Source organism: Pseudomonas sp. GL-R-26 (assembly GCF_019947365.1).
Classification (GTDB): domain Bacteria; phylum Pseudomonadota; class Gammaproteobacteria; order Pseudomonadales; family Pseudomonadaceae; genus Aquipseudomonas.
On sequence record NZ_JAGYGI010000001.1, the window covers coordinates 369,525 to 393,026 of the forward strand.

Below are 23,502 nucleotides of genomic sequence, written 5' to 3' on the forward strand. Positions count from 1 at the left end.
AGATGCCTCAGTTCCAGCCAGCCTTGTCCATCAGGCGAATCGCCTCGGCCTGGCGCTTGCCGGCGATTTCCACAGGCAAGGTGTCAGCGATGAACTTGCCCCATGCGGCGACTTCAGCCGATGGCTGCACGGCAGGGTTCGCCGGGAACTCCTGGTTCACGTCGGCAAAGATTTTCTGCGCTTCAGGGGTGGTCATCCACTCCACCAAGGCCTTGGCCGCTTCCGGGTGCGGCGCGTGCTGTGTCAGGCCGATACCCGACAGGTTGATGTGTACGCCACGGTCAGCCTGGTTCGGCCAGAACAGTTTCACCGGCAGGTCTGGCTTCTGCTTGTGCAGGCGGCCGTAGTAGTAGGTGTTGACGATACCGACGTCGCACTGGCCGGCGTTGATCGCTTCCAGCACGGCGGTGTCGTCGGAGAACACGTCAGTGGACAGGTTCTTGACCCAGCCCTTGAGGATTTCCTCGGTCTTCTCGGCGCCGTGCACTTCGATCATGGTCGCGGTCAGGGACTGGTTGTAGACCTTCTTCGCCGTGCGCAGGCACAGGCGGCCTTCCCATTGCTTGTCGGCCAGCGCCTCGTAGGTGGTCAGCTCACCCGGTTTCACCCGATCAGTGGAGTAGGCGATGGTCCGCGCACGCAGGCTCAGGCCGGTCCAGGCATGGGAGGCGGCCCGGTATTGCAGCGGAATGTTGGCGTCGACGGTTTTCGAGGTGAACGGCTGGAGGATGCCCATCTGCTCGGCCTGCCAGAGGTTGCCAGCATCGACGGTGAGCAGCAGGTCGGCCGGCGTATTCGCGCCTTCGGCCTTGAGCCGCTGCATCAGCGGCGCTTCCTTGTCGGTGATGAACTTCACCTTCACGCCGGTCTTGGCGGTGTAGGCATCGAATACTGGCTTGATCAGCTCGTCGATTCGCGAGGAGTAGACCACCACCTCGTCAGCGGCCTGGGCGGCGGTGCTGCCGATCAGGGTCAAGGCCAGTGCAGTCAGTAGACGCTTCGGTGCCAACATGGGAGCGGTCTCTCGATTGAAAAATGAGGGCAAATGATAAGGACTCACATTTAGCTTCTCAATCGAAGCTGGCCGTAGAGGAGTTACCGGATGTTGCACAGGCAGTTTGGCTGACCATTGTGGCGAGGGGGCTTGTCGGAACGCCGCATCGCCCCGTTGGACTGCGAAGCAGTCCTGGCATTTATCCAGATAAATCCTGCAATCCGGTCTGCGACCACTTCGCGCTCGAACGGGGGCAAGCCCCCTCGCCACAGGGCCATGCTCACTTCAGGGTTTGGCGAGCGCCGGTAAATCCCCGGTCAACCCCAGCGCTTCACGCACGAACAACGCCTTGGCCTCGGGCATCTTCTCAACCAGTTTCAACCCGGTATTACGTAACCAGCGCACAGGCAGCGGATCGGCCTGGAACAAGCGCTCGAAGCCTTCCATCGCCGCCATCAGCGCCAGGTTGTGGGGCATGCGTCGACGCTCGTAACGGCTGAGGACTTTCACATCCGCCAGGCGTTCGCCACGTGTTGCCGCTTGCAGCAACACTTCGGCCAGCACGGCGGCATCGAGGAATCCGAGATTCACCCCTTGCCCGGCCAACGGGTGAATGGTGTGGGCCGCATCGCCGATCAATGCCAGGCCTTCAGCCACATAACGCTTGGCATGCCGCTGGCGCAGAGGCACACACAGGCGCGGGTCGGCGCTAAGTACCTCGCCGAGTCGACCTTCAAAGGCCCGCTCCAGCTCCTTGCAGAAACCTTGTTCATCCATCGCCATCAGGCGTTCGGCTTCGCCGGGTGTGGTCGACCAGACGATCGAACACCAATCCTGTTGGCCATCCCGCTCAAGGGGCAGAAACGCCAACGGACCGTTATCGGTGAAGCGTTGCCAGGCCGTCATCTGATGCGGCTTGGCGCAACGCACGCTGGTGACGATGGCATGGTGCAGATAATCCCATTCGCGGGTCGCCACACCGGCCAGGCGTCGCACCGCCGAGTTGGCGCCATCCGCCGCGATCACCAGCGGCGCGCGCAGGGTGCGGTCGTCGGCCAGGGTCAGCAGCCAGTCATCACCGGAGCGGCGCATCTGCTCCAGGCGAGCATTGGCCAGCAGCCCCAGGTCGCAATCGTGCAGGCGCTCGAGCAAGGCATCCTGAACCACGCGGTTCTCGACGATATGCCCCAGCACCTCGGCATGCACACTGGCCGCCGAGAAGTGGATTTGCCCGGTGCCGCTGCCATCCCAGACCTGCATATCAGTGTAGGGGCTGCTGCGCCGCCCGGCGATGCCGTCCCACACGCCCAGGCGCTCGAGAATCCGCTGGCTGGCGGCCGACAAGGCGCTCACCCGCGGTTCAAACGCAGCCTGAGCGTTGAACGGTTTGACGCTCATGGGGCTGCCGTCCAGCAGCAGGACTTCCAGCCCGCTGTCCTGCAACGCCAGCGCCAGGGCGCTGCCAACCATTCCGGCCCCGACAATCAGCAGATCTGCGCGCATTTCCATGCTTTAAGCCTGTCTCTCTTGCGGCCTGAGCCGCACGTAAAGGGTTTTCCCGACCCGCGCCACCAGGTGGCAGGAGCCGTCATGAATGTCGAACCTGCAAGGCAGGTATTTTTATCAATCGCGCCATGCCGAATCGGCGGATCAGCCAGTCACGCATCTGGACGGGTACCCAACCCCATCGCCTGCCGGGCAAACCAGCGTTTGGCCGGTGGCAGCAGATCGAGGCCGAGCAGGCCGATGTTGCGCCCCAGGGACACCAGCGGCTGGGTGCTGCCGAACAGGCGCGTGACCTGATCGGAGAAACCCACGGTGAGGTCCTGATCGAGACGCTGGCGTTCGCGATAGGCCTGCAACGTGGCGAAGTCGCCCAATGGTTTTTCGCTGGCGAGCAAGGCATCGGCCAGGGCCTGGGCATCGCGCAGGGACAGGTTGAACCCCTGGCCGGCAATCGGATGCAGGCTGTGCGCCGCGTTGCCGAGAATCGCCAGATGCGGGCGCACCTGCTCTTCGGCCTCGACCAGCGTCAGCGGATACAGATGCCGCGCACCCACCTGCTTCAAGGTACCGAGGCGATAACCGAACACACCCTGCAACTCGCTGAGGAAGCTGCGCTCATCGAGGGCCGCCAGGCGTTGCGCGTCCATGCCCAGGCGGGTCCAGACCAGTGCGCAGCGATTATCCGGAAGCGGCAGCAACGCCATCGGGCCTTCGTCGGTGAAACGTTCAAAGGCCATGCCGTTGTGCGCTTCGCTCGGGGTGATGTTGGCGATCAGCGCGCTCTGGTTGTACGGACGCTTGCGGATGCCGATCCCCAGTTGCTCGCGCAAACCGGAGCGTCCGCCATCGGCGAGCACCGCGAGGTCGCACTCCAGGGTGGTTTCATCGTTCAGGGTCAGGCGGTAGCCGTCGGTCAGCGGCTCCATGCGGGTGACTTCCGCCGGGCAGCGCCAACTGATCACGTCCTTGTCCAGGCCTTGCCACAGGCATTGGCCGAGCCAGGCGTTTTCAACGACATAACCCAGCGCTGGAACCCCCTCTTCCATCGCCGACAACCGCGCCGTCGAGAACCGACCACGGTCGGAAACATGAATCTGCTTGATCGGCTCGGCGCGGCGAGAGACTTCCTGCCAGACGCCCAGCCGTTGATAGACTTGTCGCGAACCGAAGGACAACGCCGAGGAACGGGCATCGTAACTCGGTTGATAGCTGTCGCCAGGGGCGAACGGCTCGATCAACACGATCTTCCAGCCTCGGGCCTTGGCGCCGGCCTGAAGCGCCAGTGCCAGGCTTGCACCGACCAGCCCGCCACCGATGATAGCCAGGTTGACTCGACTCATGCTGCCTGTGTCCGCGCCGCGGCCATCAGGGCCTCGATTTCGGCGACGGTTTTCGGCACGCCGTTCGTCAATATTTCACAGCCGGTTTTGGTGACCACTACGTCGTCCTCGATGCGCACGCCAATGCCGCGCCATTTCTTCGCAACATTCTGGTTGTCCGGGGCGATATAGATCCCCGGCTCCACGGTCAACGCCATGCCGACTTCCAGCACGCGCCACTCGCCGCCGACCTTGTATTCGCCGACGTCATGCACATCCATGCCCAGCCAATGGCCGGCGCGGTGCATGTAAAACGCCTTGTAGGCTTCGCTGGCGATCAGTTCGTCAACGTCGCCCCGCAGCAGACCCAGCTTGACCAGCCCGGCCGTGATGACCCGGACCGTGGCCTCGTGCGCCTGATTCCAGTGCTTGTTCGGGGCGATTTCAGCAAAGGCGGCTTCCTGGGAGGCCAGCACCAATTCGTAAATCGCTTTCTGTTCCGCTGAATACTTGCCGCTGACCGGAAAGGTCCGGGTGATGTCGCTGGCGTAGCAGTCGATCTCGCAACCGGCGTCGATCAGCACCAGATCCCCGTCCTTGAGCAGCGCGTCATTCTGCTGGTAATGCAGGATGCAGCTGTTGCGCCCCGCCGCGACGATCGACCCGTAGGCCGGCATCTTCGCCCCGCCCTTGCGGAATTCGTAATCGAGCTCGGCTTCCAGGCTGAATTCGTGCAATCCGGAGCGACAGGCCTGCATTGCCCGTACGTGCGCCTGGGCGGAAATCCGCGCCGCCTCGCGCATCACTTTCACTTCTGCCGCCGATTTATACAGGCGCATGTCATGCAGCTGATGATCCAGGGCAACGAATTCGTTCGGCGGCTGGGCACCGAGGTTGGCCTTGGAGCGGATCACGTTGATCCACTCCATCAGGTGGCGGTCGAATTCGGGGTTGCTGCCCATGGCCGAATACACCCGGTCACGGCCTTCGATCAGGCCCGGCAGGATGTCGTCGATATCGGTGATCGGAAAGGCGTCGTCGGCGCCGAAGTCGCGAATCGCGCCTTCCTGCCCGGCACGCAGGCCATCCCACAGCTCGCGCTCGGCGTTGCGTTCGCGGCAGAACAGGATGTATTCGCCATGTACGCGCCCCGGCATCAGCACCAGTACGGCCTGAGGCTCGGGAAAACCGCTGAGGTACTGGAAGTCGCTGTCCTGGCGGTAGACGTGCTCGACGTCGCGGTTACGAATGGCCACCGCGGCGGCGGGCAGGATGGCGATGCTGTTGGGTTCCATCTGCGCCATCAGGGCCTTGCGGCGACGGCTGTATTCCGATTTCGGGATGTGGATCATGGGCAGATGGTTTTCCCTGTCTTACGATTAGTGCAAAGACGGTTTGGCGGCGGCCGGCACGTCTTTTTTGGTCTCGGAGAACAGCAGCAGCGGTGCGACGCGCAGGTACTCCATGACTTCCATATAGTCGTTTTCGCCGTCGTCGGACTCTTCCAGGGCATCTTGCACCTGGGAAATGGCCGCCAGATCCTGCAGCACCTCGGTTGCCTCGGTGCTCAGGGCGCTGCTGTCACGGCAGTTCAAGCCAAAGCCACTGAGGAAGCCCTGGCACCACTCGCCCAGTGCAGCGGCACGCTCGGTGAGCGGAGCGTCGTCGGTGGGCAACAGCAGAACGACGGTCACGTCATCGCCGGTGAGCTCGCCTTTTACCATCGCTTGCAGGCCGATCAGGGCGTTGCGAACGTTGTCCTGCGGCTCGCTTTCGAGCAGTTCGGCGGCGTCGATCAGCCAGCCTTCGGCGTCGAAACCGGCGCCGGCGCAGCTGCGGCCGAGCAACAGGCCGTGCAGTTCAGCAGGCGAGACGTTGTGACCGCTGGAAGTCAGCAGGGTGGCGAAGGCTTGGTACGGGGAATTCTGAATGGTCATGGGCAGCTAGGCGCCAGACGGCGCTATGTCTAGAATGAAGGCCTTGTATCCTACATCGACTACCCCTGTAGGAGCGAGCTTGCTCGCGATGGTCGTCAACGATAACGCTGGGTACCTGACACCCCGCGGCGTTCTCAGGTTCATCGCGAGCAAGTTCGCTCCTACAGTCCAACACCCATCAGACAGTGAAGACAATGGAAGACACCGACCTGCAAGCGCTGATGGCCAGACTCGAGCTGCTGATTACCCGAGTCGAGCAACTTAAGAGTCAAAACGGACTCTTACTAGCTCAGGAAAAGACCTGGCGCGAGGAACGCGCGCACCTCATTGAAAAAAACGAAATCGCCCGGCGTAAGGTCGAATCGATGATTTCGCGCCTCAAGGCCCTGGAGCAAGACTCATGAGTTCAAGCAATAGCGTCACCGTGCAGATCCTCGACAAAGAGTATTCGATCATCTGCCCTCAGGAAGAGCGCAGTAATCTGGTCAGCGCCGCCCGTTATCTGGACGGCAAGATGCGCGAGATCCGCAGCAGCGGCAAAGTCATCGGCGCCGACCGTATCGCCGTGATGGCCGCGCTGAACATCACCCACGACCTGCTGCACAAGGAAGAACGCCCGGATATCCAGGCCAGCGGATCGACCCGCGAACAGGTGCGTGACCTGCTCGATCGCGTCGATCTGGCACTCGCCACCGATCCGGACGTCACCAAAGGCTGATTCGCGTCGCCGCTTGCGGTATAATCCCCTCACTCCCTGGGGTGCTTGCCAGTTGGCGATGTCCCTGAGCCGATTTGCTATACCCTGGAGGTTGCACGTTGGGCTGGTGTGCATGTCCGCTAGACGGAAAGCCTTAAAGCCTACTGCATCTTCCACCTTGAACTTTCGGGTTCAAGGGCTAAGTTGACAGCGGCACATTCGGGGAGCCTGATTTCAGTCCAATGCCGGTTTTGATACCGGCATTGGCGTTTTTACGGGTACGCTTCACGTATCCGCATTGTTGAAGCCCGAATACATGACCGAACCTGCGCTGCTCCCCCGCCCGCAACTTCGACGCATGCTGCGCAAGGCCCGCCGCGCACTGACTCCCAGTCAGCAGCGCCAGGCCGCTCGCGGGCTGTACAAGCAATTGGCCCAGCAACCGCTGTTCCGCCGCGCCAGACACATCTCACTCTACCTGCCCACCGATGGTGAAATCGATCCGCGCCTGTTGCTGCGCGCCGCACAGCGCCGGGGCAAAGCCACCTATCTACCGGTGCTGAGCGCCTGGCCGCGAACCAAAATGGTGTTCCAGCGCATCCGTCCCGGGGAAAAACTCAAACCCAACCGCTTCCGCATTCTCGAACCACGGGCCAACCTCGCCCGGCAGCGCAAGATCTGGGCGCTGGATCTGGTGCTGTTGCCATTGGTGGGTTTTGACGATGTAGGCGGACGCCTGGGGATGGGCGGTGGCTTCTACGATCGGAGCCTGGCCTACCTGGCGCGACGAAATGACTGGCGCAAGCCGACGCTGTTGGGGCTGGCCCATGAATGTCAGAAGGTGGAGCGATTGGCTCAAGCGAGCTGGGATGTGCCGCTGCAAGGAACGGTGACGGACAAGGCCTGGTATTACGCAGGCTAGACGCCACTTCGATCAGCGGCGCCGAGGCAACAGGATCAGCGCTTGAAGGCGGTCGACTGTTGCTGCAGTTGGGCGAGCTCGACCGGTGCATCGGTCTTGTTGGCCCACAGGCTTTGGGCATAGCCAGTGGTCACGACACCAAGGCCAAACAAAATGACCAAAATCCATAGTAAATCCGGTTTGCGTTTCATCGATTGCCCCCCAAAGGCACATCAACACGATGACAGCAGCGGTTTCCGTTTGTAGGCCGTGCAGCAGCGTCAAGCTCTAAAGGCCGGCATTTTGCGGCAACGTGAACCGCTGCGCAAATGCTGACGTCAACCGACTGTCGGTTTGTCATAAAATCGCCGACAAGCTGCTCAATCACCACGCAAGGAGCAAAAGACATGGCCTATTGGCTGATGAAATCCGAGCCCGACGAACTCTCGATCAAAGGGCTGGAAAAGCTCGGCAAAGCGCGCTGGGATGGGGTTCGCAACTATCAGGCACGCAATTTCCTGCGGGCCATGGCGGTGGGGGATGAGTTCTTTTTCTATCACTCCAGCTGCCCTGAACCGGGCATCGCCGGAATTGGCAGGATTGTCGAAGCCGCGTACCCGGACCCGACGGCGCTAGAACCGGAAAGTCATTACTACGACCCCAAGGCAACTACGGACAAAAACGCCTGGAGCGCGATCGATGTCGCGCATGTCGAGTCGTTTGCCCGGGTGCTGAAACTGGATTATCTGAAGCAGCAGACGGCGCTGGCCGAGTTGCCGCTGGTGCAGAAAGGCTCGCGGTTGTCGGTGATGCCAGTGACGGCGGAGCAGTGGGCGGCGGTGATTGCTTTAAAGCCCTGAGCCATTTATCGCCTGGACAGGCCTCATCGCGAGCAAGCTCGCGATGACGTCAAATCAAGCAATAGAAGTCTTACTGAATGATCAAGTTGTTAAACAACAGATCCTCAACCACCGGCTTGCCGGTTTCGTCGTTCATCACCTGCTGGGTCTGCTTCAACGCTTCCTGACGCAGCTTTTCCTTGGCCTCGACATTGTTCATCGTCTCGGTGGTCTGCTGGGCGAACAGCGCGACCAATTGATTGCGGATCAACGGCTCATTGGCCTTCACCGCCTTGGCGGCCTCGTCACCGGTCACCCGCAACGCCACGTCGGCCTTGTAGACCTTGAGTTTCGGCGTGCCGTCCAGCCCGTAGTTACCCACGAACGGCGGGCTCAGGGTGATGTAGCTGACCTTCGGAGCAGCATCTTCTTTGGCTTCTTCGGCCACCGCTGCCACAGGCAGGGACAGGGCCAGCATCAACATGATCCACGCTTTCAAAATTCGCTCCTTATCCGGTTTGCGGCCTAGCATAACGACCCGCCGCGCAAGCACAAGCTTATGGCTGACTATCAGGGCCGGGCATGCTCGTTGACCCATCGAGCCACACACCTACACTTATCGGCCATCACTCCCAAAGGAATAGCCCTGATGAAAGCCGTGCTGTGCAAAGCCTTCGGCCCTGCCGAATCGCTGGTGCTGGAAGACGTCGCCAGTCCTGTCGCGAAGAAGAACGAAATCCTGCTGGACGTGCACGCCGCCGGGGTGAACTTCCCCGACACGTTGATCATCGAGGGCAAATACCAGTTCAAGCCGCCCTTCCCGTTTTCACCGGGTGGTGAAGCGGCCGGCGTGGTCAGCGCAGTGGGTGAAAAAGTCAGCCACCTGAAAGTCGGTGACCGGGTCATGGCCCTGACCGGCTGGGGCAGCTTTGCCGAGCAGGTTGCCGTGCCGGGCTACAACGCGCTGCCGATCCCGCCATCGATGGACTTCAACACTGCCGCCGCCTTCAGCATGACCTACGGCACCTCGATGCACGCCCTCAAGCAGCGCGGCAACCTGCAACCGGGCGAAACCCTGCTGGTACTTGGCGCCTCCGGCGGTGTCGGCCTGGCGGCGGTGGAAATCGGCAAAGCCATGGGCGCCCGGGTGATCGCCGCGGCCAGCAGCGCAGAGAAACTCGCCGTGGCCAAGGCCGCCGGCGCCGACGAACTGATCAACTACAGCGAAACCAGCCTGAAGGACGAAATCAAGCGCCTGACCGACGGCCAGGGTGCCGACGTGATCTACGACCCGGTGGGCGGCGACCTGTTCGACCAGGCGATCCGCGCCATTGCCTGGAACGGCCGCCTGCTGGTGGTCGGCTTCGCCAGCGGGCGCATTCCCGAGCTGCCGGTCAACCTGGCCCTGCTCAAGGGCGCGGCAGTGCTCGGCGTGTTCTGGGGCTCGTTCGCCCAACGCCAGCCACAAGACAATGCGGCGAACTTCCAGCAGTTGTTTAGCTGGTTTGCCGAAGGCAAATTGAAGCCCCTGGTGTCGCAGGTTTATCCGCTGAGCAATTCAGCCCAAGCCATCAATGATCTTGGCCAGCGTAAAGCGGTCGGGAAAGTGGTGGTGCAGGTTCGCTGAATCACTATCTGCAATAAAAGCGCGGTCACGCTGCCGCGCTTTTTTGTCATAACAGCACTCTTATCTCTTCTGGAAGAAACCGTACGTATCGGCCCGCGGGATAGGTATTACAGCGCCTGACTATTGATGGGACGCTTTTATTGAGCTTGGCAATCAGCGCCAGACGCTTCTCCTCCGGCAATTGCGTCGGTGAAAGGGAGTGCGTCAGGTAACTGCGGGTCCAGCTGAAAACCGGCAGGTCCACCCACGAGGAATCGGCGATGTTCCGCGATGCCCGTGCGATAGCACTGCATTTCAGCCGCTCCAATTCCTTGTTGACGTGGAAGGGATGTTCTCTGTCCAGCCTGTATTCCATGGGTGCGACCACGATGATTTGCGCAGGTTGATCCTCGGTAATTGTCCACGGCTTGAATCGCCATTGGTTGACTGCAGCCAATGATGCCTCTTCGAGTTCGGGATGTGCACTTTGCGCAATCACGGCATTACTGACTGATCCATCGGCCTTCACAGTCATGCTGACACGCACCATGCCGGTGACACCCGCCCGATGCAGCGCCACCGGATAAACCGGCTTCGGATTATGCTCGGGTATCAGGAACACCTCCCCGGCCCTGACATCCATGGACGCCACCAACAAAAGCACACATACCCACCACCGCATGTCCCTCTCCCTTCGCCTGCAACGCCAGACCTGGCAACAGTACAAAGGTTAAAGCGCCAGGGCATTCGGCATAACGCCATGACTTCTGCTTTAAACGAAGGACCTTTCCTAAAGGCCTGCCCTATTTCAGGTACACCACGCGCCTGCCAACTAAACAGGTAACGCTTCCTACAACGCCCCTCGCTTACATCTGAGCGACACGCTCATAAAGGAACGCGCGATATCCAACATTTCCGCTGTTTTGCCGATGAGAACCAGTGCTATTTTCGGTAACGAAACTGTAACATTCGTATCCGCAGTCAAAACAAGAAATTTGGAGCTCTTGAATGTTTGCTTTCTTTCGTCCTGCCGCACATCAGGCTCCATTGCCTGAAGAAAAAATAGACAGCACCTACCGACGCCTTCGCTGGCAGATTTTCGCCGGCATCTTCATTGGCTATGCCGGTTACTACCTGCTGCGAAAGAACTTCTCCCTGGCCATGCCGTACCTGATCGACGAGGGCTACTCCCGTGGTCAGTTGGGCCTGGCGATGTCCGCCATCGCGATTGCCTACGGTCTGTCGAAGTTTCTGATGGGCTTGGTGTCCGACCGTTCCAACCCGCGTTTCTTCCTGCCGTTCGGCCTTCTGGTGTCGGCTGGGGTGATGTTCATTTTCGGTTTCGCGCCCTGGGCGACGTCCAGCGTGACCATGATGTTCATCCTGCTGTTCATCAATGGCTGGGCGCAGGGCATGGGTTGGCCGCCGAGTGGCCGGACCATGGTGCACTGGTGGTCGCAGAAGGAACGTGGCGGCGTGGTGTCCGTGTGGAACGTGGCACACAACGTCGGCGGTGGCCTGATTGGTCCGTTGTTCCTGATCGGCATGGGCCTGTTCAATGACTGGCACGCCGCGTTCTATGTGCCGGCAGCCGTGGCGCTGGCGGTAGCGGTGTTTGCCTTTGTAACCATGCGCGATACCCCGCAATCGGTTGGCCTGCCGCCGATCGAGCAATACAAGAACGACTACCCGGAAGGCTACGACGCCAGCCACGAAGAGGAATTCAGCGCCAAGGAAATCTTCGTCAAATACGTGCTGCGCAACAAAATGCTCTGGTACATCGCCCTGGCCAACGTCTTTGTCTATCTGCTGCGCTACGGCGTGCTGGACTGGGCGCCGACCTACCTCAAGGAAGCCAAGGGTTTCACTGTGGATAAAACCTCGTGGGCGTACTTCTTCTACGAGTGGGCAGGTATCCCGGGCACGCTGCTGTGCGGCTGGATGTCGGACAAGATCTTCCGTGGCAACCGTGGCCTGACCGGCATGGTGTTCATGGCATTGGTGACGGTTGCGACGCTGGTTTACTGGCTCAACCCGGCCGGCAATCCGATGGTCGACATGATCGCGCTGCTTTCCATTGGCTTCCTGATCTACGGCCCGGTGATGCTGATCGGCTTGCAGGCGCTGGAACTGGCACCGAAGAAAGCTGCCGGTACGGCGGCGGGCTTTACCGGTCTGTTCGGTTACTTGGGCGGTTCGGTCGCGGCCAGTGCAGCGATGGGCTACACCGTGGACCATTTCGGTTGGGACGGCGGTTTCGTGTTGCTGGTCGGCGCCTGCCTGCTGGCGATGGCCTTCCTGGCCCCGACACTACGGCACAAACAAATCGCCAGTCAGGGCCGCGAAGCACTCGCTTGAACGGCCGTTGATTTACAACGCTTGAGCCGCGCCTCCAGATTCCGGTCTGGCATGGCGTGGCTGCGCAGGGCGTGCGCGGTCTGCTCGACATAATCGCGAGTGGTGCCGTAGCGCCCGCAGGCGTTTTCGAACACATGGCTCAGCACATGGTCCGGCAAGTTGCCGGCATAGCTGGGCAGGTGCCGTTCCAGAACGAATCCCAATGCCTGAACCTGGCTGCCATCTTCGAGACGGCAGTTTAGCCAGTGCGGGCGGTAGGAAGGGAAAGGCATCTCGCGCTGCCAAAGTGCGTAGAGCGAGGCTTCGAGTTGCTCTTCGGGCAAGCGATAGGCGAAACCGCTGCAAGAGCCGCCGCGATCCAGGCCAAACACCAGGCCGGGCATTTCCGGTGTGCCGCGATGTTCGTGGGACCACAGGTACAACCCGCGATGATAGCCATGCACCCGGCCGCGAACCCGCTCAACCGCCGTGCATTCAGGGCGCCAGATCAGCGAACCATACGCAAACAGCCAGACCGGCCCACCCTTGTGGCGCGCCATGGTCGATTGCATCGAGCTGAGCAATTGTTCGTGAGTGAGCTGCGGTCCCAGATCGAGCCGCGGAGGGTAAGCCAGATTCAAAAAAGCGGATTCAATGGCGCTCATGGCGAATAGCGTTCAGCTCCCCGCGGGTGAAGAATTACTTAATAGAACGCACAGCTGTAACAATAAGGCACATAAGTTTTAAGGCAATTTGAATGCCATGGCACCGTACTTATTTAAATGCCTGAATGACATATAACCTACCGGCGTTTATAAAAGTTTATAAATGCCGATTGGCTATATATAGAGTTATAACGAAAGAGCGCGGCTCAAGAGCGCGGCGCATACGCAAAAACGTCGGCACGCATCTGATGAGCGTCCATCCCCGCTTCCACCAGCGCATCCAGCGTGCCGTAGACCATGGCTGGAGAGCCACTGGCGTAAACATGCAGCGGCTTGAGGTCAGGGAAGTCTTCACAGACCGCTTCATGCAACATGCCGCACCGCCCTTCCCAACCGCATTGATCGCTGACGACCTTGTGCAGGAACAGGTTGGGCAGCTTCAGCCATTCGTCCCAATGTTCGACTTGATAAAAGTCTTCCGGACGACGCACGCCCCAATACAAATGTACCGGATGCTTGAAACCCGTGGCCCGGCAATGTTCGATCAGGCCGTGGACCTGGCCCATGCCGGTACCAGCGGCGATCAGCACGAGAGGACCGTCCGGCAACTCCTCCAGGTGGGTATCGCCAAACGGCAACTCGACCCGCACCATGCTGTTGCGCTGGAGCTGTTCGATCAGGCTCAACGCACTGGATTCGCGCGCCAGTACGTGGATTTCCAGGTCGCGCCCCGCATGCGGTGCCGAGGCGAGGGAGAATGCGGACTTTTCGCCATTCTCGCGCTCGATCATCAGGTACTGACCGGCGTGGTAGCGCGGCGGTTTGCCGGCCGGAGCCCGCAGACGTACGCGCCAGGTGTCGCCCCCCACCTCCTTGCACTCAATGACCTGACACGACACGCTGCGCACCGGCAGTTCTCCCAGCGCGAGCACGCCATCCCACAGCACGATGCAGTCTTCCAGCGGCTCCGCTATGCAAGTGTAGAACTCGCCATGGTCACGCACATTGCCAGCCTGCTCGACCCGGCCTTCCACCAGCAGCGCCGCGCACACGTGGCAATTGCCGTTGCGGCAGCTTTGCGGGCATTCGTAGCCCAGACGTCGTGCGCCATCGAGAATCCGCTCGCCGGGCAATATCTCAAGCATTGCTCCGGAGGGCTGCAAGGTTACACGCATCAATCTATTCCTAACTGATTCCAGATGGCATCGATCCGCTGGGTCACGGCATCGTCCTTGACGATGACCCGACCCCATTCACGGGTAGTTTCGCCCGGCCATTTATGCGTGGCATCAAGGCCCATTTTCGACCCCAGGCCGGACACCGGCGAGGCGAAGTCGAGGTAGTCGATCGGCGTGTTGTCGATCATCACCGTGTCGCGCTTGGGGTCCATGCGCGTGGTGATGGCCCAGATCACGTCGTTCCAGTCCCGGGCGTTGATATCGTCGTCGGTGACGATAACGAACTTGGTGTACATGAACTGTCGCAAAAACGACCAGACACCCAGCATTACCCGCTTGGCGTGGCCCGGATACGACTTCTTCATGGTCACGATGGCCATGCGGTACGAGCAACCTTCGGGCGGCAGGTAGAAATCGGTGATCTCCGGAAACTGCTTCTGCAGGATCGGCACGAACACTTCGTTCAATGCCACGCCGAGGATCGCCGGCTCATCCGGTGGACGGCCGGTGTAGGTGCTGTGGTAGATCGGTTTGATCCGGTGGGTGATGCGCTCGACGGTGAACACCGGGAAGCTGTCGACTTCGTTGTAGTATCCGGTGTGGTCGCCGTACGGGCCTTCATCGGCCATCTCGCCCGGATGGATCACGCCTTCGAGGATGATTTCGGCGGTGGCCGGCACTTGCAGGTCGTTGCCACAGCACTTCACCAGCTCGGTGCGGTTACCGCGCAGCAGACCTGCGAAGGCGTATTCGGAAAGGCTGTCGGGCACCGGGGTCACGGCACCGAGGATGGTCGCCGGGTCAGCGCCCAGTGCCACGGAAACCGGGAACGGCTGGCCTGGGTGCTTTTCGCACCACTCGCGGTAATCCAGCGCGCCGCCACGGTGGCTCAGCCAGCGCATGATGACCTTGTTGCGACCAATCACCTGCTGACGGTAGATGCCGAGGTTCTGGCGATCCTTGTTCGGGCCTTTGGTGACGGTCAGGCCCCAGGTGATCAGAGGACCGACGTCGCCCGGCCAGCAAGTCTGCACCGGCAACATGGCCAGGTCGACGTCGTCACCCTCGATGACCACTTCCTGGCACACCGCGTCCTTGACGACTTTCGGCGCCATCGAAATGATCTTGCGGAAGATCGGCAGCTTGGACCAGGCATCCTTCAGGCCCTTCGGCGGCTCGGGTTCCTTGAGGAACGCCAGCAGCTTGCCGATCTCGCGCAGCTCGCTGACCGACTCGGCACCCATGCCCATGGCGACCCGCTCGGGGGTGCCGAACAGGTTGCCGAGCACCGGGATGTCATAGCCTGTCGGCTTTTCGAACAACAGCGCCGGGCCTTTGGCACGCAGCGTGCGATCACACACCTCGGTCATCTCCAGCACTGGAGAGACGGGGATCTGGATGCGTTTCAACTCTCCGCGCTGCTCAAGCTGCTGCACGAAATCCCGAAGATCCTTGAATTTCATTGATGATGGCACCCGAAAAATAGGCGTACATCCTACCTGCTCTGCCGGCCGCTGGCAGCTTATCGCTGCTTATCTGGATGCATTCACCTGCGGTTTCCCCGGGTTTGCCCCGGCTTGCAGACTGACAAACAGCGGTTCGAGGATCGGCGCCACGAACCGCGCACCGACTTCCGAGAGGTGATTGTCATCGGTGTACAACGAGTAGCCGCCGCGTTCGGCGCGGCACAGGCCGCTCGCGTCACATAACCTCGGCGCCGGGTCCACCACCCGTACCGCCGGGTCTTGCGCCAGTTGTGCGAACAATTGACTGATGAATGCCTGGCGCTTGTGGTGCTCTGCGAGCGCCAGCCCAACATCGTCGACCGGACGGTCCAGCATTGCCAGACGTGTGAGGCGATACGGTGGGCTGAAGGGCTGCAACGGCACCTCTTTTACCAGCCAGACCCGATGTCCGCCGGCACGCAATTGCGCGACCCGGTTACGCAAGCCATCGGCCAGACGCTGTTCGGCACTGGCACGGTCGTAGTGCCCGTCAGCGCTTTTCAGAGCGTGACCAAGATCGCCTTTGCCGTCGCCATAGAGGTACAGGCTCCAGTGCGCCACCAACACCACATCGCTGACGGCTTGCGACTCCAAGGCCTGTTCAACCCGCCGATTGAACCGCGCACAACGCGCATCGTGCTCCAGGCCATCGACTGGCACACAACCGGGAGAACTGGCCAGGATCACGTTGACGCCATGGGCCTTGGCACCCTCGTCGAAAACCGGGATCAATGCCGTGGCATGACTATCGCCCCAGACAAGCGCTGGGGGCAGGCGATTTTGTGCGCCATAACGGCAGAACAACTTGTCATCCGGCGTCTTGTCATCGGCCAGGCAGGCCATCAGCTCCGGCCGCCATTCGCGACCCTTTGCGTATTGCAGGACCTGGTCAGACAGACGCCACGGCAAGCCGTCGGTCCATCGCAAGGTTTGCCCGGCCAGGCCGAGCAGCAGGATACCGCAGGCGCCGGCGAGCAGAACCTGTCGGCGTCCGGCGAGCAGGCGACGCTCACGAAACGGGGTTTCGACGAATTTCCAGGACAGATAACCCAGCAACAGCGTCAGCAGAATCAACCCGGCACTGTCGAAAGCACTCGGTTCACCGACGCTGGCATAGCTGGAGAATACGAACACCGGCCAGTGCCACAGGTACCAGGAATAAGAAACCAGGCCGAGGCCGACCATCACCCGACTGCTCAAAAACTGACCAGCCCAGGTTTCACGATGACCGTTGGCCAGAATCAGCAGCACCACACCAAGCACCGGAAGCAACGCCGCGACGCCCGGGAATGGCGTGGCCTTGTCATAACCGAACACCGCCAACAGTATCAGCACCATGCCGAGCAGGCTCAGCCACTGCGCCGCCATCGGCTTGAGACGCCATGCAGACTTGGGCGCTACCGCCAGCATCGCACCGGCCAACAGTTCCCACGCACGCATCGGCAGCAGGAAGAAGGCTTTTTCCGGATGATGGGCGACGGCCCACACGCTCAAGCCAAAGGACAGCAGCAATACGCCGAACAGCGCCAGTCGCCAATGCCTGAGACGGCTCGACAGCAGTGTCAGCAGCAACGGGAAGACGATGTAAAACTGTTCCTCCACCGCCAGCGACCAGGTGTGCAGCAGGGGCTTCAGGTCGGAGGCGACATCGAAATAGCCGTCCTGGCGCATGAACAGGATGTTGGACACAAACATCACCTGGTAACGCACCGATCGCCCCAGCTCGTCGTAATCCTTCGGTGCCAGCAAAAACCAGCCGACCGCCAGCACCGCGATGATCATCGCGAACAATGCCGGCAAAATCCGCCGTGCACGCCGGACCCAGAAATCGACGAAGCTGAATTGCCCGGCCTGGCGCTGATTCCAGATGATCGAGGTGATCAGGTAACCGGAAATCACGAAAAACACATCCACGCCGACAAAGCCGCCGGTAAATCCGGGAACGCCAAAATGAAACAGCACGACAGCAATCACCGCCACCGCGCGCAAGCCGTCGATATCCCTTCGATAAGCCAGTGTGCTCATAAACATAAACCAGTCAGATCGTTGTTTTCAGCGCGTTTGAGCATCGTCCCCGGACGATGACTGCAAACGCGGCTGGTTGAAGTGCCAAGCAACTGACCCTGGCCAATCAAAAACATCCCATGGCCCGGGCAAAAAATTGCAGGCAAAAAAATGGCGCCCCACCGGGACGCCATTCTCTTGAACTCAACGGACGATGTTACTTGCGCTTCATCGACAGGAAGAATTCGTCGTTGGTCTTGGTCGTTTTCAGCTTGTCGACCAGGAACTCGATGGCAGCTACTTCATCCATCGGGTGCAGCAGCTTGCGCAGGATCCACATGCGCTGCAGCTCGTCGTCGGCAGTCAGCAACTCTTCGCGGCGGGTGCCGGAACGGTTGATGTTGATGGCCGGGAAGACGCGCTTTTCAGCGATACGGCGATCCAGCGGCAGCTCCATGTTGCCGGTGCCTTTGAATTCCTCGTAGATCACTTCGTCCATCTTCGAGCCGGTTTCAACCAGCGCGGTGGCGATGATGGTCAGCGAGCCGCCTTCTTCGATGTTCCGCGCGGCGCCGAAGAAACGCTTCGGTTTCTCCAGGGCGTGGGCATCGACACCACCGGTCAGTACCTTGCCGGAGCTCGGGATCACGGTGTTGTAGGCACGAGCCAGACGGGTGATGGAGTCGAGCAGGATCACCACGTCTTTCTTGTGCTCGACCAGGCGCTTGGCCTTCTCGATCACCATTTCGGCAACCTGCACGTGGCGGGTTGGCGGCTCGTCGAACGTCGAGGCAACCACTTCGCCGCGCACGGTGCGCTGCATTTCGGTTACTTCTTCCGGACGTTCGTCGATCAGCAGCACGATCAGGTGAACTTCAGGGTTGTTACGGGCGATATTCGCGGCAATGTTCTGCAGCATGATCGTCTTGCCCGCTTTCGGCGGTGCAACGATCAGACCGCGCTGGCCTTTACCGATCGGGGCGCACAGGTCGATGACTCGACCGGTCAAGTCTTCGGTGGAACCGTTACCGGCTTCCATTTTCATGCGCACGGTCGGGAACAGCGGGGTCAGGTTCTCGAAGAGAATCTTGTTTTTCGCGTTTTCCGGACGGTCGTAGTTGATCGTGTCGACCTTGAGCAGCGCGAAATAACGCTCGCCTTCCTTTGGAGGGCGGATCTTGCCAACGATGGTGTCACCGGTGCGCAAGTTGAAACGACGGATCTGGCTCGGCGAGACGTAGATATCGTCTGGGCCGGCGAGATAGGAAGCGTCAGCGGAGCGCAGGAAGCCGAAGCCGTCCTGGAGAATCTCCAGCACGCCATCACCGGAGATTTCCTCACCGCTTTTCGCGTGCTTCTTGAGCAGGGAGAAAATCACGTCCTGCTTGCGCGAACGGGCCATATTTTCTATGCCCATCTGTTCGGCCAATTCGAGCAGTTCGGTAATCGGCTTTTGCTTGAGTTCAGTCAGATTCATATAGGAATGACGTAATCATTTATGGAGGGGGGAAATTAAGCTTTTGGCTTAATGAGGCCGCGCCGCAGAGAAGGCGACAGGATCGCGTACTTATTCGAAAAGGAGTGCGTCGGCGACGGCTAGCAGGGGGCAATGGAGAAACCAGTGCGGGGCCGAATGTAACACCTGAGTTTAGGAGCGTCTAGCCCTGAATACGCAAAAAGCCCCGCTATTTGCGGGGCTTTTTCAGGACACTTTGCAGCGACGCTTAGATGTTGGCGTCGAGGAAGGCAGCCAGTTGCGACTTCGACAGTGCGCCGACCTTGGTCGCTTCAACGTTGCCGTTCTTGAACAGCATCAGGGTCGGGATACCGCGCACGCCGTGCTTGGCCGGGGTTTCCTGGTTTTCGTCGATGTTCAGCTTGGCAACGGTCAGCTTGCCTTTGTAAGTCTCGGCAATTTCGTCCAGAACCGGAGCGATCATTTTGCAAGGGCCGCACCATTCAGCCCAGTAGTCGACCAGTACAGCGCCTTCGGCCTTGAGTACGTCGGCCTCGAAGCTAGCGTCGCTAACGTGTTTGATAAGATCGCTGCTCATGGAATTCTCCAGGTTGTAAGCAAAAAAACGTGGCCCATCATAGCGGTCCTTCCCTCGTTCAGGAAGGTGCAGATGATTGAGTCTCGCTATGGTGATTCATGAGTTTGGGTATAGCTCAGGTCATGAAGTGACGGGAGCGATGAACGCGATTCCGGTGCGCAACGCGGCATTGCGTACGTGCTCTTGCATGGCCTTTTGCGCGGCGCCAGACGCCCGGCGAGCCAGCGCACGAAGGATTTTGCGGTGTTCCTGCCAGGTTTCCATGGCCCGCTCGACCCGGATGAACGGTAGCTTCTGGCTTTCCAGGAAGATGTCGGCGCTGGCGGTCAGGATGCTCAGCATCGCCTGATTGCCGCTGGCCAGCAGGATGCGGCGGTGGAATTCGAAATCCAGGCGGGCCGCGGCTTCGAAGTCGCCGGACTTGAGCTCGTTACGCATGGCGGCGACATTGTCTTCCAGCACATCGAGTTCGTCGGTGCTCAAGGTTACGGCCGCCAACCCCGCAGCAAACCCCTCCAGCGCATAGCGCAGTTGAAAGATGTCCAGCGGCGAAGCCTGCGCCGCGAACGGCCAGCCCGGCGCCGCATCGCCTCGCGGCAACTCCACCGGCGATTGCACGAACACGCCTTTACCCGGCTGGATGCTGATGACGCCCAGCGCACTCAGCGATGACAACGCCTCGCGCAACGACGCCCGACTGACCCCCAATTGCACCGCCAGGTCCCGTTGCGAGGGCAAGGCATCCCCAGGCCCGAAGCCCTGTTCGGTAATCAGTTTGCGGATGGCTTGCAGCGCCACTTCAGGTACGGCGCGGGAGATCGAGTTCATGGTTTTCCAGACGAACCAGGCCAATGTGCGCTCAGTTGTAAAGCTATTCGCGACGCCCGGCAAGTCGTGCCCCATGGGGGTTCGGTGATTTTCACGGCTGCGCCATCGGGGTGCGAAACGCAACCTGACTGTTCAGACCAGTAAGACCGTGCGACGCCAGCAAAACCGCGCCCTGGCGCCCTCAAAACCCCATGTTGGCATGGCCCATGCTCTGTCGATCCACAGAAATCACTTCTTGCCGATCCGGAGATTTGCCATGACCCAGCGTTACAGCACCCTCCTCGCAGCCTTGTTCGCCAGCCTGATGCTGAGCCAGGCACCCGCCCATGCCGACGGTCTGGAGGATGTGGTCAAGCGCGGCGTCCTCAAGGTCGCCGTGCCCCAGGACTTCCCGCCGTTCGGCTCGGTCGGCCCGGACATGAAACCCCGTGGCCTCGATATCGACACCGCAAAACTGCTGGCCGATCAGCTCAAGGTCAAGCTCGAACTGACCCCGGTCAACAGCACCAACCGCATCCCGTTCCTCACCACCGGCAAGGTCGACCTGGTGATCTCCAGCCTCGGCAAGAACCCGGAGCGCGAAAAAGTCATCGACTTCTCCCGCGCCTACGCACCGTTCTACCTCGCCGTGTTCGGTCCGCCAGACGCCGACATCAAGGGCCTGGACGATCTCAAGGGCAAAACCATCAGCGTCACCCGTGGTGCCATCGAAGACATCGAGCTGACCAAGGTCGCCCCCGAAGGCGTGACCATCAAGCGTTTCGAAGACAACAACTCGACCATTGCCGCGTACCTGGCCGGGCAAGTCGACCTGATCGCCAGCGGCAACGTGGTGATGGTTGCCATCAGCGAAAAGAGCCCGAAACGGGTGCCCGCGCTGAAAGTGAAGCTCAAGGATTCGCCGGTCTACGTCGGCGTCAACAAGAACGAGCCGGCGCTGCTGGACAAGGTCAACCAGATCCTCGTGACCGCCAAGACTGACGGCGCGCTGGAAAAGAACGCCCTGACCTGGCTGAAAGAGCCGCTGCCGGCCGATCTCTGATTCGGCGCGCTGGAGACGTTTTATGGCTTATCAGTTCGATTTCCTGCCGGTGGTGAACAACACCGACCTGTTGCTGCGCGGTGCGTTGTTCACCCTTGAGCTGACCGCCATCGGCGCTGTGCTCGGCGTGGGGCTGGGCATCGTCGGGGCGCTGGTGCGGGCGTGGAACATCCGGCCTTTCGCGGGGATTTTCGCGGTCTATGTCGAGTTGATCCGCAACACGCCATTCCTGGTGCAGTTATTTTTCATTTTCTTCGGCTTGCCGTCCCTGGGCGTGCAGATTTCCGAATGGCAGGCGGCGGTGCTGGCGATGGTCATCAACCTCGGCGCCTATTCCACCGAGATCATCCGCGCCGGCATCCAGGCAATTCCCCGGGGTCAGCTGGAAGCCGCAGCGGCACTGGCGATGACGCGCTTCGAAGCGTTTCGCCATGTAGTGCTGCTGCCGGCACTGGGCAAAGTCTGGCCGGCCCTGAGCAGCCAGATCATTATCGTCATGCTCGGTTCGGCAGTCTGCTCGCAGATCGCCACCGAAGAGCTGAGTTTCGCCGCCAACTTCATTCAGTCGCGCAACTTCCGCGCCTTTGAAACCTACGCCCTGACCACGCTGCTGTACCTGTGCATGGCGCTGCTGATCCGCCAGTTGCTGAACTGGATTGGCCACCGCTTCATTGCAAGGAGCAGCCGATGAGCGATTTCACCCTCTGGGACATCGTGCGCAACCTGCTCATGGGCCTGCAATGGACGCTAGCGCTGTCGCTGGTGGCGTTCATTGGCGGCGGGCTGATCGGCTTGCTGATCATGGTCATGCGCATCTCGGACAAATCCCTGCCGCGCAGTTTCGCCCGCACTTACATCGAACTGTTCCAGGGCACACCGCTATTGATGCAGCTGTTCCTGGTGTTTTTCGGCGTCGCGTTAGCCGGGATAGAGATTTCGCCGTGGATGGCGGCGGCGATTGCACTGACGTTGTTCACCAGTGCCTATCTGGCGGAGATCTGGCGCGGTTGCGTCGATTCGATTCCCAACGGCCAATGGGAGGCCTCATCGAGCCTGGCGCTGAACCCGCTGGAACAATTGCGCTATGTGATCCTGCCCCAGGCCCTGCGCATCGCCGTGGCGCCGACCGTGGGTTTTTCGGTGCAAGTGGTCAAAGGCACCGCCGTGACCTCGATCATCGGCTTCACCGAGCTGACCAAGACCGGCGGCATGCTCGCCAACGCCACCTTCGAACCGTTCATGGTCTACGGCCTCGTCGCCCTCGGCTACTTCCTGCTGTGCTACCCCTTGTCGCTCAGTGCGCGCTACCTGGAAAGGAGACTGCATGCCTCTGCTTAGAATTTCCGCCCTGCATAAATACTACGGCGATCACCATGTGCTCAAAGGCATCGACCTGAGCATCGAGGAAGGCCAGGTGGTGGCGATCATCGGTCGTAGTGGCTCGGGCAAGTCCACCCTGCTGCGCACTCTCAACGGCCTGGAGTCGATCAACGACGGCGTGATCGAAGTCGACGGCGAGTACCTCGACGCCGCCCGCGCCGACCTGCGCAGCCTGCGGCAGAAAGTCGGGATGGTGTTCCAGCAGTTCAACCTGTTCCCGCACCTGACCGTCGGCGAGAACGTCATGCTCGCGCCGCAAGTGGTGCAGAAAGTGCCAAAAGCCAAGGCCGCCGAACTGGCGCGGCAGATGCTGGAAAGGGTCGGGCTGGGGGAAAAGTTCGATGCTTTCCCTGATCGACTGTCCGGCGGGCAGCAACAGCGGGTGGCGATTGCCCGGGCACTGGCGATGTCGCCGAAGGTTTTGCTATGCGACGAAATCACCTCGGCGCTGGACCCGGAACTGGTCAACGAAGTGCTGAGCGTGGTCCGGCAACTGGCCAGGGAAGGCATGACGCTGATCATGGTCACCCACGAAATGCGCTTCGCCCGGGAGGTTGGGGACAAGTTGGTGTTCATGCACCAGGGCAAGGTGCATGAGACAGGCGATCCGAAGGTGTTGTTCGCCAACCCGCAGACGGCGGAGCTGGCGAATTTCATCGGGACAGTTGAGGCGGCGGGCTGAAGATCATCGGTGCTAATGACGCCACCTT

At 60.6% G+C, this 23,502-nt stretch carries 25 protein-coding genes, 1 other RNA gene and 1 pseudogene; 11 read left to right on the forward strand and 16 right to left on the reverse strand.

Annotated features, from left to right (window positions below; genetic code table 11):
- Nucleotides 1-7: 7 nt before the first annotated feature.
- The 6 genes and pseudogenes from KGA96_RS01640 to KGA96_RS01665 all read right to left on the reverse strand — a co-directional run bounded on the left by KGA96_RS01640 (nucleotide 8) and on the right by KGA96_RS01665 (nucleotide 5,756).
- Complete coding sequence (locus KGA96_RS01640) at nucleotides 8-1,012, reverse strand: extracellular solute-binding protein (RefSeq protein ID WP_046039067.1); 1,005 nt, start codon at nucleotides 1,010-1,012, stop codon at nucleotides 8-10.
- Between the two features lie 267 nt (nucleotides 1,013-1,279).
- On the reverse strand, nucleotides 1,280-2,497 hold the full coding sequence (locus tag KGA96_RS01645) for a 2-octaprenyl-3-methyl-6-methoxy-1,4-benzoquinol hydroxylase (protein ID WP_223511564.1): 1,218 nt from the start codon (nucleotides 2,495-2,497) through the stop codon (nucleotides 1,280-1,282).
- A gap of 9 nt (nucleotides 2,498-2,506) precedes the next feature.
- Nucleotides 2,507-2,614 (reverse strand): annotated as a pseudogene (locus tag KGA96_RS01650) (tetrameric acyl-CoA thioesterase); the annotation flags it as partial.
- Nucleotides 2,615-2,652: 38 nt separating this feature from the next.
- On the reverse strand, nucleotides 2,653-3,840 hold the full coding sequence (gene ubiH, locus KGA96_RS01655) for a 2-octaprenyl-6-methoxyphenyl hydroxylase (protein WP_046039065.1): 1,188 nt from the start codon (nucleotides 3,838-3,840) through the stop codon (nucleotides 2,653-2,655).
- Nucleotides 3,837-5,171, reverse strand: coding sequence for a Xaa-Pro aminopeptidase (gene pepP, locus KGA96_RS01660; protein ID WP_046039063.1), 1,335 nt, complete (start codon nucleotides 5,169-5,171; stop codon nucleotides 3,837-3,839). The genes ubiH and pepP overlap by 4 nt, the downstream gene beginning before the upstream one ends.
- Before the next feature lie 27 nt (nucleotides 5,172-5,198).
- A complete protein-coding gene (locus KGA96_RS01665) occupies nucleotides 5,199-5,756 on the reverse strand; it encodes a YecA family protein (RefSeq protein WP_046039061.1) in 558 nt (185 codons plus the stop codon).
- 194 nt (nucleotides 5,757-5,950) lie between these two features.
- Here KGA96_RS01665 and KGA96_RS01675 point away from each other — a divergent pair, with 194 nt between their 5' ends.
- The 4 genes from KGA96_RS01675 to KGA96_RS01690 all read left to right on the forward strand — a co-directional run bounded on the left by KGA96_RS01675 (nucleotide 5,951) and on the right by KGA96_RS01690 (nucleotide 7,375).
- Nucleotides 5,951-6,160: a TIGR02449 family protein gene (locus KGA96_RS01675; protein WP_007982902.1), complete on the forward strand. Its 210-nt coding sequence runs from the start codon at nucleotides 5,951-5,953 to the stop codon at nucleotides 6,158-6,160.
- A complete protein-coding gene (locus KGA96_RS01680; protein ID WP_007982900.1) occupies nucleotides 6,157-6,474 on the forward strand; it encodes a cell division protein ZapA in 318 nt (105 codons plus the stop codon). Before KGA96_RS01675 ends, KGA96_RS01680 begins: the two co-directional genes overlap by 4 nt.
- 30 nt (nucleotides 6,475-6,504) lie before the next feature.
- Nucleotides 6,505-6,683: non-coding RNA, 6S RNA (gene ssrS / locus KGA96_RS01685), on the forward strand.
- 86 nt (nucleotides 6,684-6,769) lie between these two features.
- Complete coding sequence (locus tag KGA96_RS01690; protein WP_046039060.1) at nucleotides 6,770-7,375, forward strand: 5-formyltetrahydrofolate cyclo-ligase; 606 nt, start codon at nucleotides 6,770-6,772, stop codon at nucleotides 7,373-7,375.
- Between the two features lie 35 nt (nucleotides 7,376-7,410).
- Here KGA96_RS01690 and KGA96_RS01695 read toward each other — a convergent pair whose 3' ends face one another.
- A complete protein-coding gene (locus tag KGA96_RS01695; protein ID WP_007982896.1) occupies nucleotides 7,411-7,566 on the reverse strand; it encodes a hypothetical protein in 156 nt (51 codons plus the stop codon).
- 195 nt (nucleotides 7,567-7,761) lie between these two features.
- Here KGA96_RS01695 and KGA96_RS01700 point away from each other — a divergent pair, with 195 nt between their 5' ends.
- Nucleotides 7,762-8,214, forward strand: a complete 453-nt coding sequence (locus KGA96_RS01700) for an EVE domain-containing protein (protein ID WP_046039059.1) — start codon at nucleotides 7,762-7,764, stop codon at nucleotides 8,212-8,214.
- Nucleotides 8,215-8,284: 70 nt separating this feature from the next.
- Here the strand turns inward: KGA96_RS01700 and KGA96_RS01705 are convergent, their stop codons facing one another.
- Nucleotides 8,285-8,692, reverse strand: coding sequence for a flagellar basal body-associated protein FliL (locus tag KGA96_RS01705; protein WP_032829534.1), 408 nt, complete (start codon nucleotides 8,690-8,692; stop codon nucleotides 8,285-8,287).
- A gap of 150 nt (nucleotides 8,693-8,842) precedes the next feature.
- Between KGA96_RS01705 and KGA96_RS01710 the strand changes: the two genes are divergently transcribed.
- Nucleotides 8,843-9,820 carry an NADPH:quinone oxidoreductase family protein gene (locus KGA96_RS01710; RefSeq protein ID WP_046039058.1) on the forward strand — a complete coding sequence of 326 codons (978 nt, stop codon included), beginning with the start codon at nucleotides 8,843-8,845 and terminating at the stop codon, nucleotides 9,818-9,820.
- Nucleotides 9,821-9,866: 46 nt separating this feature from the next.
- On the opposite strand, the gene KGA96_RS01715 is transcribed toward KGA96_RS01710, so the two are convergent.
- Nucleotides 9,867-10,481 (reverse strand): energy transducer TonB, encoded by a 615-nt coding sequence (locus KGA96_RS01715; RefSeq protein WP_046039056.1) that lies wholly within the window; start codon nucleotides 10,479-10,481, stop codon nucleotides 9,867-9,869.
- 326 nt (nucleotides 10,482-10,807) lie between these two features.
- Here KGA96_RS01715 and glpT point away from each other — a divergent pair, with 326 nt between their 5' ends.
- Complete coding sequence (gene glpT / locus KGA96_RS01720; protein ID WP_008048696.1) at nucleotides 10,808-12,157, forward strand: glycerol-3-phosphate transporter; 1,350 nt, start codon at nucleotides 10,808-10,810, stop codon at nucleotides 12,155-12,157.
- Here glpT and KGA96_RS01725 read toward each other — a convergent pair.
- The 7 genes from KGA96_RS01725 to KGA96_RS01755 form a co-directional block, all read right to left on the reverse strand.
- Nucleotides 12,133-12,801 carry a gamma-glutamylcyclotransferase gene (locus KGA96_RS01725; RefSeq protein WP_046039054.1) on the reverse strand — a complete coding sequence of 223 codons (669 nt, stop codon included), beginning with the start codon at nucleotides 12,799-12,801 and terminating at the stop codon, nucleotides 12,133-12,135. The genes glpT and KGA96_RS01725 overlap by 25 nt on opposite strands.
- 206 nt (nucleotides 12,802-13,007) lie before the next feature.
- Nucleotides 13,008-13,976, reverse strand: coding sequence for a CDP-6-deoxy-delta-3,4-glucoseen reductase (locus KGA96_RS01730; protein ID WP_046039052.1), 969 nt, complete (start codon nucleotides 13,974-13,976; stop codon nucleotides 13,008-13,010).
- A complete protein-coding gene (ubiD, locus tag KGA96_RS01735; protein ID WP_223511407.1) occupies nucleotides 13,976-15,442 on the reverse strand; it encodes a 4-hydroxy-3-polyprenylbenzoate decarboxylase in 1,467 nt (488 codons plus the stop codon). Before ubiD ends, KGA96_RS01730 begins: the two co-directional genes overlap by 1 nt.
- 69 nt (nucleotides 15,443-15,511) lie before the next feature.
- Complete coding sequence (locus KGA96_RS01740; protein ID WP_046039049.1) at nucleotides 15,512-17,509, reverse strand: acyltransferase family protein; 1,998 nt, start codon at nucleotides 17,507-17,509, stop codon at nucleotides 15,512-15,514.
- A gap of 196 nt (nucleotides 17,510-17,705) precedes the next feature.
- Entirely contained in the window at nucleotides 17,706-18,965 is a 1,260-nt protein-coding gene (rho, locus tag KGA96_RS01745; RefSeq protein WP_046039047.1) for a transcription termination factor Rho, read from the reverse strand.
- Nucleotides 18,966-19,212: 247 nt separating this feature from the next.
- On the reverse strand, nucleotides 19,213-19,542 hold the full coding sequence (trxA, locus tag KGA96_RS01750) for a thioredoxin TrxA (RefSeq protein ID WP_003206727.1): 330 nt from the start codon (nucleotides 19,540-19,542) through the stop codon (nucleotides 19,213-19,215).
- 120 nt (nucleotides 19,543-19,662) lie between these two features.
- Nucleotides 19,663-20,370: a FadR/GntR family transcriptional regulator gene (locus KGA96_RS01755; RefSeq protein WP_046039540.1), complete on the reverse strand. Its 708-nt coding sequence runs from the start codon at nucleotides 20,368-20,370 to the stop codon at nucleotides 19,663-19,665.
- A gap of 256 nt (nucleotides 20,371-20,626) precedes the next feature.
- Between KGA96_RS01755 and KGA96_RS01760 the strand changes: the two genes are divergently transcribed.
- Genes KGA96_RS01760 through KGA96_RS01775 form a run of 4 tightly spaced genes read left to right on the forward strand, consistent with a single transcriptional unit; the run spans nucleotide 20,627 to nucleotide 23,474 of the window.
- Nucleotides 20,627-21,412 carry a transporter substrate-binding domain-containing protein gene (locus KGA96_RS01760; RefSeq protein ID WP_223465233.1) on the forward strand — a complete coding sequence of 262 codons (786 nt, stop codon included), beginning with the start codon at nucleotides 20,627-20,629 and terminating at the stop codon, nucleotides 21,410-21,412.
- A gap of 22 nt (nucleotides 21,413-21,434) precedes the next feature.
- Entirely contained in the window at nucleotides 21,435-22,103 is a 669-nt protein-coding gene (locus KGA96_RS01765) for an amino acid ABC transporter permease (RefSeq protein WP_046039042.1), read from the forward strand.
- Nucleotides 22,100-22,750 carry an amino acid ABC transporter permease gene (locus tag KGA96_RS01770; RefSeq protein ID WP_223465232.1) on the forward strand — a complete coding sequence of 217 codons (651 nt, stop codon included), beginning with the start codon at nucleotides 22,100-22,102 and terminating at the stop codon, nucleotides 22,748-22,750. The genes KGA96_RS01765 and KGA96_RS01770 overlap by 4 nt, the downstream gene beginning before the upstream one ends.
- Entirely contained in the window at nucleotides 22,737-23,474 is a 738-nt protein-coding gene (locus KGA96_RS01775; RefSeq protein WP_046039039.1) for an amino acid ABC transporter ATP-binding protein, read from the forward strand. Before KGA96_RS01770 ends, KGA96_RS01775 begins: the two co-directional genes overlap by 14 nt.
- Nucleotides 23,475-23,502: the final 28 nt, after the last annotated feature.

What these genes read in the sequence shown, in the direction of transcription:
- KGA96_RS01640 (WP_046039067.1), bottom strand. Translation starts at nt 1,012, where the DNA reads ATGTTGGCACCGAAGCGTCTACTGACTGCACTGGCCTTGACCCTGATC.
- KGA96_RS01645 (WP_223511564.1), bottom strand. Translation starts at nt 2,497, where the DNA reads ATGCGCGCAGATCTGCTGATTGTCGGGGCCGGAATGGTTGGCAGCGCC.
- ubiH (WP_046039065.1), bottom strand. Translation starts at nt 3,840, where the DNA reads ATGAGTCGAGTCAACCTGGCTATCATCGGTGGCGGGCTGGTCGGTGCA.
- pepP (WP_046039063.1), bottom strand. Translation starts at nt 5,171, where the DNA reads ATGATCCACATCCCGAAATCGGAATACAGCCGTCGCCGCAAGGCCCTG.
- KGA96_RS01665 (WP_046039061.1), bottom strand. Translation starts at nt 5,756, where the DNA reads ATGACCATTCAGAATTCCCCGTACCAAGCCTTCGCCACCCTGCTGACT.
- KGA96_RS01675 (WP_007982902.1), top strand. Translation starts at nt 5,951, where the DNA reads ATGGAAGACACCGACCTGCAAGCGCTGATGGCCAGACTCGAGCTGCTG.
- KGA96_RS01680 (WP_007982900.1), top strand. Translation starts at nt 6,157, where the DNA reads ATGAGTTCAAGCAATAGCGTCACCGTGCAGATCCTCGACAAAGAGTAT.
- KGA96_RS01690 (WP_046039060.1), top strand. Translation starts at nt 6,770, where the DNA reads ATGACCGAACCTGCGCTGCTCCCCCGCCCGCAACTTCGACGCATGCTG.
- KGA96_RS01695 (WP_007982896.1), bottom strand. Translation starts at nt 7,566, where the DNA reads ATGAAACGCAAACCGGATTTACTATGGATTTTGGTCATTTTGTTTGGC.
- KGA96_RS01700 (WP_046039059.1), top strand. Translation starts at nt 7,762, where the DNA reads ATGGCCTATTGGCTGATGAAATCCGAGCCCGACGAACTCTCGATCAAA.
- KGA96_RS01710 (WP_046039058.1), top strand. Translation starts at nt 8,843, where the DNA reads ATGAAAGCCGTGCTGTGCAAAGCCTTCGGCCCTGCCGAATCGCTGGTG.
- KGA96_RS01715 (WP_046039056.1), bottom strand. Translation starts at nt 10,481, where the DNA reads ATGCGGTGGTGGGTATGTGTGCTTTTGTTGGTGGCGTCCATGGATGTC.
- glpT (WP_008048696.1), top strand. Translation starts at nt 10,808, where the DNA reads ATGTTTGCTTTCTTTCGTCCTGCCGCACATCAGGCTCCATTGCCTGAA.
- KGA96_RS01725 (WP_046039054.1), bottom strand. Translation starts at nt 12,801, where the DNA reads ATGAGCGCCATTGAATCCGCTTTTTTGAATCTGGCTTACCCTCCGCGG.
- KGA96_RS01730 (WP_046039052.1), bottom strand. Translation starts at nt 13,976, where the DNA reads ATGCGTGTAACCTTGCAGCCCTCCGGAGCAATGCTTGAGATATTGCCC.
- ubiD (WP_223511407.1), bottom strand. Translation starts at nt 15,442, where the DNA reads ATGAAATTCAAGGATCTTCGGGATTTCGTGCAGCAGCTTGAGCAGCGC.
- KGA96_RS01740 (WP_046039049.1), bottom strand. Translation starts at nt 17,509, where the DNA reads ATGAGCACACTGGCTTATCGAAGGGATATCGACGGCTTGCGCGCGGTG.
- rho (WP_046039047.1), bottom strand. Translation starts at nt 18,965, where the DNA reads ATGAATCTGACTGAACTCAAGCAAAAGCCGATTACCGAACTGCTCGAA.
- trxA (WP_003206727.1), bottom strand. Translation starts at nt 19,542, where the DNA reads ATGAGCAGCGATCTTATCAAACACGTTAGCGACGCTAGCTTCGAGGCC.
- KGA96_RS01755 (WP_046039540.1), bottom strand. Translation starts at nt 20,370, where the DNA reads ATGAACTCGATCTCCCGCGCCGTACCTGAAGTGGCGCTGCAAGCCATC.
- KGA96_RS01760 (WP_223465233.1), top strand. Translation starts at nt 20,627, where the DNA reads ATGACCCAGCGTTACAGCACCCTCCTCGCAGCCTTGTTCGCCAGCCTG.
- KGA96_RS01765 (WP_046039042.1), top strand. Translation starts at nt 21,435, where the DNA reads ATGGCTTATCAGTTCGATTTCCTGCCGGTGGTGAACAACACCGACCTG.
- KGA96_RS01770 (WP_223465232.1), top strand. Translation starts at nt 22,100, where the DNA reads ATGAGCGATTTCACCCTCTGGGACATCGTGCGCAACCTGCTCATGGGC.
- KGA96_RS01775 (WP_046039039.1), top strand. Translation starts at nt 22,737, where the DNA reads ATGCCTCTGCTTAGAATTTCCGCCCTGCATAAATACTACGGCGATCAC.